The sequence below is a fragment of the Campylobacter sp. FU_520 genome, from assembly GCF_025772385.1.
Lineage (GTDB): Bacteria > Campylobacterota > Campylobacteria > Campylobacterales > Campylobacteraceae > Campylobacter_D > Campylobacter_D lari_C.
The window spans coordinates 23,799-30,659 of record NZ_JAKMRZ010000014.1 but is presented as its reverse complement, the minus strand read 5'-3'; the positions used below and the strand labels follow the sequence as shown (position 1 = coordinate 30,659).

Sequence of the window (6,861 nt, the reverse complement as noted above, 5' to 3'; positions counted from 1 at the left end):
ACTTTCAAAATGATAGCAATTATGCTTTTTCTTTTATCAAAAACAAAGATACCTTAGCAGGTGAGCTAGAAATTTTTGCTTATAAAATGGTATTAGAAAATGCGCCATATATTCAAATTAAAACACTAAAAGCTCAAAAAAACCAAGATGATATTTTATTACTTTTAGATAGATTTGAAAAAGAAAATTTAGAATTAAATCATGCTGAAATCGAAGTTTTACTTAGTATGAATACCTTAGATGATAAGTCATATTTACGCTGTGCTAAAATACTTTGCAAAAAAATAGAACCTCAAGTGTTAATTGCTTTATTGAAAAAATTAAAAGATAATCATTCTCAAGCTTTAAGAGCTTATCTTTATACTTTAGCAGAATTTGGTATGTATGATGAATTACTTAATGAATTAGGAAATGATCAAAATGAGCATAAAGACTTTAGACTCTTGCTCTTTTTAAGAGAACATAATAAAAAAATAGAACTTGAAAAATTAATACAATGATAGATTTTAGCAAAAAACCTTTATTTTTAGCCCCTATGGCAGGTTTTTCAGACTTGCCTTTGAGAAATTTAGTCAAACAATTTGGGGCTGATGTAACCATTAGTGAAATGATAAGTTCTAATGCCTTAGTATATGAGAGCTCAAAAACTCTTAAAATGCTAGAAAAAGCTGAGCTTGAAAATCCTTACATAGTTCAAATTGCAGGCTCAGATGAGAATGTTATTCAAAGGGCGGTAGAAATACTAAATCGTTTTGATTTTATAGATGGAATTGATTTTAATTGCGGTTGTCCTGTAAATAAAGTTATAAAACAATGCGCAGGTAGTGCTCTTTTGCAAGATCTTGATAAATTGCAAAGAATTTTAGAACTTATCAAAAAAACAAGCAATAAAAAATTAACTAGTGTTAAAGTAAGGTTGGGGTTTGATAAAAAAGATCCCATTGCCATTGCTAAAGCGTGTGAAAATGCTGGAGTAGATTTTATCAGTATGCATGGTCGCACTAGAAAACAAATGTATAGTGGAAATGCTGATTATGAAGCCATAGCTTTAGCCAAAGAAAATATCAAAATTCCTTTAGTAGCAAATGGTGATATTAGCACAGAAAATGCTAAAGAAGTATTTGAAATTACAAATTGTGATGCTTTGATGATAGGGCGTGCAAGCATAGGAAAACCTTGGATATTTTATGAGATAAAAACTGGCAAAAAAATAGAAAAAGCTATGAAAAATAAAATCATATTCGCGCATTTTGAAGAAATGTTAAAGCATTATAAAGAACAAGGTATAAGCATCTTTAGAAAACACTTGCATGAATATTCTAAAGGTTATGAAGATGCTTCTAATTTTAGAGATTGTGTTAATCGTATTAATGATGCAGATATTATGCGAAAATATATTCAAGAATTTTTCAATAAGGAATGATTTTTGCTTGTAAATTTCTAAGCAATATGAATGAAGAGATACCATAAAACAAGGAAGGTTCATGGCAGCTCATATCAATTCAAAAGGGATTTACAAAGCATTAGGTGGCATTAGAACAAGTGCAAACAATTTAGCAGCACATGCTTCAAAGCTTAACAATCAAAGTTTAAATTTCGAGCAAGTTTTACAACAAACACAACCAAAATGTATAAGCACTTGCCTACAAAGTTCTCAAAAACAACTTGGAAATTTGCTTGAAGATATTAAAAATAGCAAGAAAGCTATTATAAAAAATACACATATTGATAGTGCAAATATCATCGCAAAATTAAGACAAGAGGCTATTATGATGTATGATATTACCCTTAAAAACCCTCTTTAATGATTTTATATAAATTATCAATATATTCATCGCTAAAATGCGATGAATTAAAATTTTCATAAAACTTTGCAAGATCTTCAGTTTTAAACTCATAACCAAAAGCACATTTTTTATGTGCAGGTAAAAAAGCTCTTACTAACACAACGTTTTTTTGTATATATTCATCACAATAAAAACACACAAAGCTTTTATGCAAACGTCCTTCAAAACTTAAAATCTTTAAGTAAGCATCCACAATCACACGCTTGCAATCTTGTTTTTCAAAACGTTTAACACAATCTTCTAAAAGCTCAAAATAAAAACTATCAATTTCCTCAACATCTTTTAAATGCCAATAAAAAAGCCTAATAAACTCTTGCCAAAAAAACATTCTCTCTCTGTCTAAAATCCAAGAAAAACCAATATGCAAAACATCTTTTAAGCGTGGTAAAAACCTCGAACTTTCTTCAAGCTCAAAATCAATCTTATATCCACTTAAAATATTAGAATGTCTCATTCCGTAAAATCTATAACTTTTAATAATTCTTTTAGCACTTAAAAGATAAACGATTAAGTCCTCATCTTTTACACTCTGAGTGTGTAAGATAAAACCTTGCATTTTATAAAAGTTCTACGCCATAAGCTTGCAAAATTTCATAAGCACTATTTTCCAAAGACTTACTAAAGCTTGCTGTTGCATTTTTATGCAATATAATTTTTGAGTTGATGCTAGCGCTTTGAGCTAAAATAATATTACTAAATACACAAATATGCGAAACCAAACCACAAAATTCTATACTTTCATAATGATTTTGTTTTAAAAAATTAGCCAATTCTAAACTACCAAAAGCATTCTTATAAAAGATTTTTTTTGCATTTTTTAAATACATATCAAAATCACTTGGCATTTGCCAACCCAAAGTATCTTTAATGCAATGATAAATAGGTAAATTTTTTCCTTCTTGGGTTTTTAAATAATTCTCATCATGCGTATCAAAAGTAAAAACAATATCACCTTGATGATTTTTTAAAAGAGTAAGAATATTATCTTTTATCTTGGTAGCTTTTTCAAAACCTAAGCTACCATCGATAAAATCATTTTGATAATCAACAACAACTAAAAGTTTAGTCATTATCCTTAACCATGAAAAAACTATCCGTGTGGATATTTTCAAATGCAGTTTTTAAGCTTGTAAATAATTTTGGATTTTCTTTTTCTAAATTTGCTAAAAGCTGTTTAGCTTCTTCTCTAGCATGAGGAAATTTTACATTTTTTTCACTTAATTTCATACCAGGACAAAATTCATTACCAATAACTTCTAATTCATTATTAATAGCATTTTCTCTTAGTTGTCTTTCTCTTACAAAAATCAAAGGTCGAATAACCTCTACACCTCTTTTACTTTTATATTTTGGAGCTAAACTTCTAAGAGCACCATTATAAATAAAATTCATAAAAAAACTTTCCACTGCATCGTCTAAATGATGAGCTATAGCTAGTTTATTAAAACCATTTTCCAAAGCATAAGTATATAAAGCACCGCGTCTCATTCTTGAAAAATAGCTACAAAAGCTTGAATTTTTTCTAATAGTATCACCTGAAATTTCATAAATATTAGAATCAATCACTTCATGGTCAATACCATGTTCTTTGCAGTGATTATGAAGTTTGGTATAATCTTCACCCATACCATAGCTTAAAGTTACTGCTTTAAGTTCAAATTTAAAAGGCGCGTGTGCTTGCATACGCTTTAAAAGATGTGCCAAAGCTAGAGAGTCTTTCCCACCACTAAGTCCTAATAAAACTTTGTCATTATCTCCTATTAAGGAAAACTTAGCGTTTGCCTTTGCAACTTCTCTGATTAGTTTTTTACTAAGATTTATCATAATTTCTCACAAATTTTTAAGACAAAATTAGCCGAAATTTTAGCAGATTTTTCTACAAACTCATCAAAGTCAAATTCAGCCTTTTCACCTGCTTTATCACTCATTGATCTTAAAATCAAACATGGAATTTTTAAAGCATCGCACACCAAAGCTACACTGGCTCCTTCCATTTCACAAGCATCTGCATTGAAAATCTCTCTAATTTTTGCTTTTTTATTCTCATCGCAAATAAACTCATCGCCCGTAGCGATAATACCTGATTGTAATTTAACACCAAGCTCTTTAGCAACCTCTATAGCAAGATTATTTAGCTTATCATCTGTTTTTATAAAAATTTCATTGCCTGGAACATAACCAAGTGGATGCCCAAAAGCTGTAATATCTAAATCATATTGAGCTAACTTTGTAGCATAGATTAAATCCCCTATTTCCAAACTAGGATTAAAAGCACCGGCTACACCTGTAAAGAGTAAAAGCTCGGCTTTAAATTTTTCTATCATAATAGCCGCACTAAGAGTGGAATTGACTTTCCCTATCTTAGAATAAGCGATTATTAATTCATGATTTTTATATTTTGCAAGATAATAAGTATTATTTGCATATTCTATTGCTTGATACTCTTTTAATGTTTCTAGTAAAGGAGTAACCTCTTCAGGCATAGCTCCTAAAATAGCTATTTTCATTTAATTACCTTTAAAATTTCATCAATATCTTCTATTTTACTTAAGGCATAAGTTTCTTTTTGAGTGATTTTTTTATTTAAGCCCTTTAACACGCTCGCACCAAATTCTATATAAAAATCCACTTCTTCATCTATTGCCTTAATGCTTTGTTTATAAAGAACAGGCTTAATAAGTTGCTCGCTTAAAAGCGTTAGGGCTTGTTTTTTATCATTATACACTTTTGCATTGACATTTGATACTACGCTTTTAAAACTCTCTTTTAAAATAGGTTCTAATTCTTTTGTAAGTTTCAAAGACGCATTTTTTAATAATGGACAATGGCTTGCAACACTCATATTCAAAAGCATAGCTCTTTTAGCTCCTGCATTTTTAAACTCACTCTCATAAGAAGCCAAATCAGGCTTTAAACCTGCTACTACAATTTGCCCATCACAATTATAATTAGCAGCAAAAATACTTTTTTCTTTACTTAATGCCTTTTGACAAAGTTCTTCTACCACTTTATCTTCAAGCCCTAAAACCACCATCATACCAGCTTCGATTTTAGAGCAATCTTCTTGCATAAACTTACCGCGTTTATTAACAAGCGCTATTACATCTAAAAAGTCAAATGCACCTTGAGTTGCCAAAGCACTAAATTCTCCTAATGAATGACCCAAGCTATACTTAGCTTCCATATTAACTTGCTCTTTTAAAGCTTCATAGGCCATTAGCGAGTTTAGTACTATAGCCATTTGCGTAAATTCGCTTTTGTTTAAATTTTCATTTTCTTTAAAAAGCAAATTTTTAAAATCAATTTTACAAAAATCACTAGCATTATCTAATAATTCTTTTGCTTTTTTAGAATTATCATAAAAACTCAAACCCATGCCAACACTCTGAGAGCCTTGACCTGGGAAAATAAATGTACTATTCATTAATGACCACCGCAGCAGCCACCGCCACCATGGCCATGGCCTCCACAACATCCGCCACCGCCATGTCCGTGATGATGATCATGGTGATGTCCTCCACCACCACATCCACAACTTCTACTGCCTGCAATAATTCCTGTTAAAATTTCATCTTCACTTGCAGCTCTAACATCTACGATATTGATTGAAAACAACAAGTCTTTTCCTGCATAAGCATGATTGTAATCAATAGTAACTTCATTTTCAGTAATTTCTCTAACAATTACTCTTACTGTATTACCATCTTCACCTTCGCCAAAAAGCTCCATACCAACTTGTAAATCAATCCCCGCAAACTGCTCTTTTGGTAAAGTTTGCAAAGCATTCGCATCATATTCACCTAAAGCATTTTCTTTTTTTATCACAATATCAGCATTACATGGGGCATTAAGCTTTTGAATTTCTTCCTCTAATCCTTCTAAAATTTGACCCTTGCCCAAAATAAAAGAAATAGGTTCAGCATAAATATTTGATTCTAAAACTTCATTGGTATTTGCATCTTTTAACTCATAAAACATTGAAACTACACTATTTTTTTCTATAGCCATTTTTCTCTCCTTTGTTATTTTCTATCTGGTGAAACTTTTGCTTCAGGACTATCAGGATAAGCTGTCTTTAAAGCTTTATAAAATTTATTAGCACTTTTTGGATCTCCAACCTTATCTAAGCTAATAGCTGTATGATAAAGCAATTTTGGCACATAATCACCTTTAGTGCTTATAGCAGAGCTTTTCTTATAAAATCCCAAAGCACCTGCGTAATCTTGCTGTTTATATCTTATCTCTCCAAGCCAAAAAGTAGATCTAGCAGGTTTATAGTGAATACTTATTAGATGTTCAAATTTTTCTTTTGCATCTTCAAATTGATTTTTATTAGTTTCATCTATCGCTTTTTTCAAAATTTCACTAGATTGCAATTTTTTCCAGCTATCATCTTTTACTTCAATCACTTCATCTTGAGTTTCATTTGCATCTTGAATGATTTCTTGGGTTTTATTATCATCACTTACAATAGGAACGACAGGGGTTACTTTTGTCTGATTTTGCACTCTAGCTATTTCAGATTGAAAGAAAGTTATAGTTTTATTCATATCTTCTTTTGAGATATAATCATCATTAATTTTATTAATCAAAGTTGTAATTTCGCTTAAAACTTTTTGAATCTCTTGATGATTTTTTTCTTGAATTTGTCTATTCTCTTCAACATAAGCTCTTAAATTTTGAATTTCTTGAGTAATATTTGCATCAAAATTTTGATAGTTTTCTTCCAACGAAAGCAATTTTGTATTAGCTTTTGAATACTGAGCATTTAAGCCTTCAGTTACACTTTGCAAGCCTTCTATGTTTTCTATGGCTGTATTTATTTTACTTGTTAAATTTGTATAATATTCATTTAAAGCTTTTAAGCGTTCTTGATTTTCATATTGTAATTTTTCATTTTGAGTTAAACCATAAGGTGTTTTTGTATCTACTTTTCCTGCATCAAATGCTGAAATTTCAGCGTGTAAAAAAGTAGCTCCTAAAAGAGCTACTGATAATAATTTTAATTTCATTT

The 6,861-nt window shown here is 30.2% G+C and carries 9 protein-coding genes and 1 pseudogene; 3 read left to right on the top strand and 7 right to left on the bottom strand.

Translation table 11 applies throughout. The features are described from left to right. From L8W55_RS06300 to L8W55_RS06290, 3 genes and pseudogenes are all read left to right on the top strand, one after another. Nucleotides 1-500: pseudogene (locus tag L8W55_RS06300) on the top strand (hypothetical protein); the annotation flags it as partial. Next, a complete protein-coding gene (locus tag L8W55_RS06295; protein ID WP_263677875.1) occupies nt 497-1,423 on the top strand; it encodes a tRNA dihydrouridine synthase in 927 nt (308 codons plus the stop codon). The pseudogene L8W55_RS06300 and the gene L8W55_RS06295, both read left to right, overlap by 4 nt. A 61-nt stretch (nt 1,424-1,484) precedes the next feature. Beyond that, entirely contained in the window at nt 1,485-1,805 is a 321-nt protein-coding gene (locus tag L8W55_RS06290) for a hypothetical protein (RefSeq protein ID WP_263677874.1), read from the top strand. Here the strand turns inward: L8W55_RS06290 and recO are convergent. Genes recO through L8W55_RS06255 form a run of 7 tightly spaced genes read right to left on the bottom strand, consistent with a single transcriptional unit; the run spans nt 1,789 to nt 6,859 of the window. Continuing rightward, on the bottom strand, nt 1,789-2,403 hold the full coding sequence (recO, locus tag L8W55_RS06285) for a recombination protein RecO (protein ID WP_263677872.1): 615 nt from the start codon (nt 2,401-2,403) through the stop codon (nt 1,789-1,791). The genes L8W55_RS06290 and recO overlap by 17 nt on opposite strands. Nucleotide 2,404: 1 nt before the next feature. Continuing rightward, nucleotides 2,405-2,917, bottom strand: coding sequence for a cysteine hydrolase family protein (locus L8W55_RS06280; protein WP_263677871.1), 513 nt, complete (start codon nt 2,915-2,917; stop codon nt 2,405-2,407). Then, the gene (locus L8W55_RS06275) at nt 2,910-3,671 is read right to left on the bottom strand and encodes an ATP-binding protein (protein WP_047207926.1); all 762 of its coding nucleotides are present in this window, start codon (nt 3,669-3,671) and stop codon (nt 2,910-2,912) included. The genes L8W55_RS06280 and L8W55_RS06275 overlap by 8 nt, the downstream gene beginning before the upstream one ends. Then, nucleotides 3,668-4,354, bottom strand: coding sequence for a 5'-methylthioadenosine/adenosylhomocysteine nucleosidase (locus L8W55_RS06270; RefSeq protein WP_263677866.1), 687 nt, complete (start codon nt 4,352-4,354; stop codon nt 3,668-3,670). The genes L8W55_RS06275 and L8W55_RS06270 overlap by 4 nt, the downstream gene beginning before the upstream one ends. Continuing rightward, nucleotides 4,351-5,271, bottom strand: coding sequence for an ACP S-malonyltransferase (gene fabD, locus L8W55_RS06265; protein ID WP_263677865.1), 921 nt, complete (start codon nt 5,269-5,271; stop codon nt 4,351-4,353). The genes L8W55_RS06270 and fabD overlap by 4 nt, the downstream gene beginning before the upstream one ends. Continuing rightward, nucleotides 5,271-5,855: an FKBP-type peptidyl-prolyl cis-trans isomerase gene (locus L8W55_RS06260; RefSeq protein ID WP_039617371.1), complete on the bottom strand. Its 585-nt coding sequence runs from the start codon at nt 5,853-5,855 to the stop codon at nt 5,271-5,273. Before L8W55_RS06260 ends, fabD begins: the two co-directional genes overlap by 1 nt. Before the next feature lie 14 nt (nt 5,856-5,869). After that, complete coding sequence (locus L8W55_RS06255) at nt 5,870-6,859, bottom strand: tetratricopeptide repeat protein (protein WP_263677864.1); 990 nt, start codon at nt 6,857-6,859, stop codon at nt 5,870-5,872. Nucleotides 6,860-6,861 lie beyond the last annotated feature (2 nt).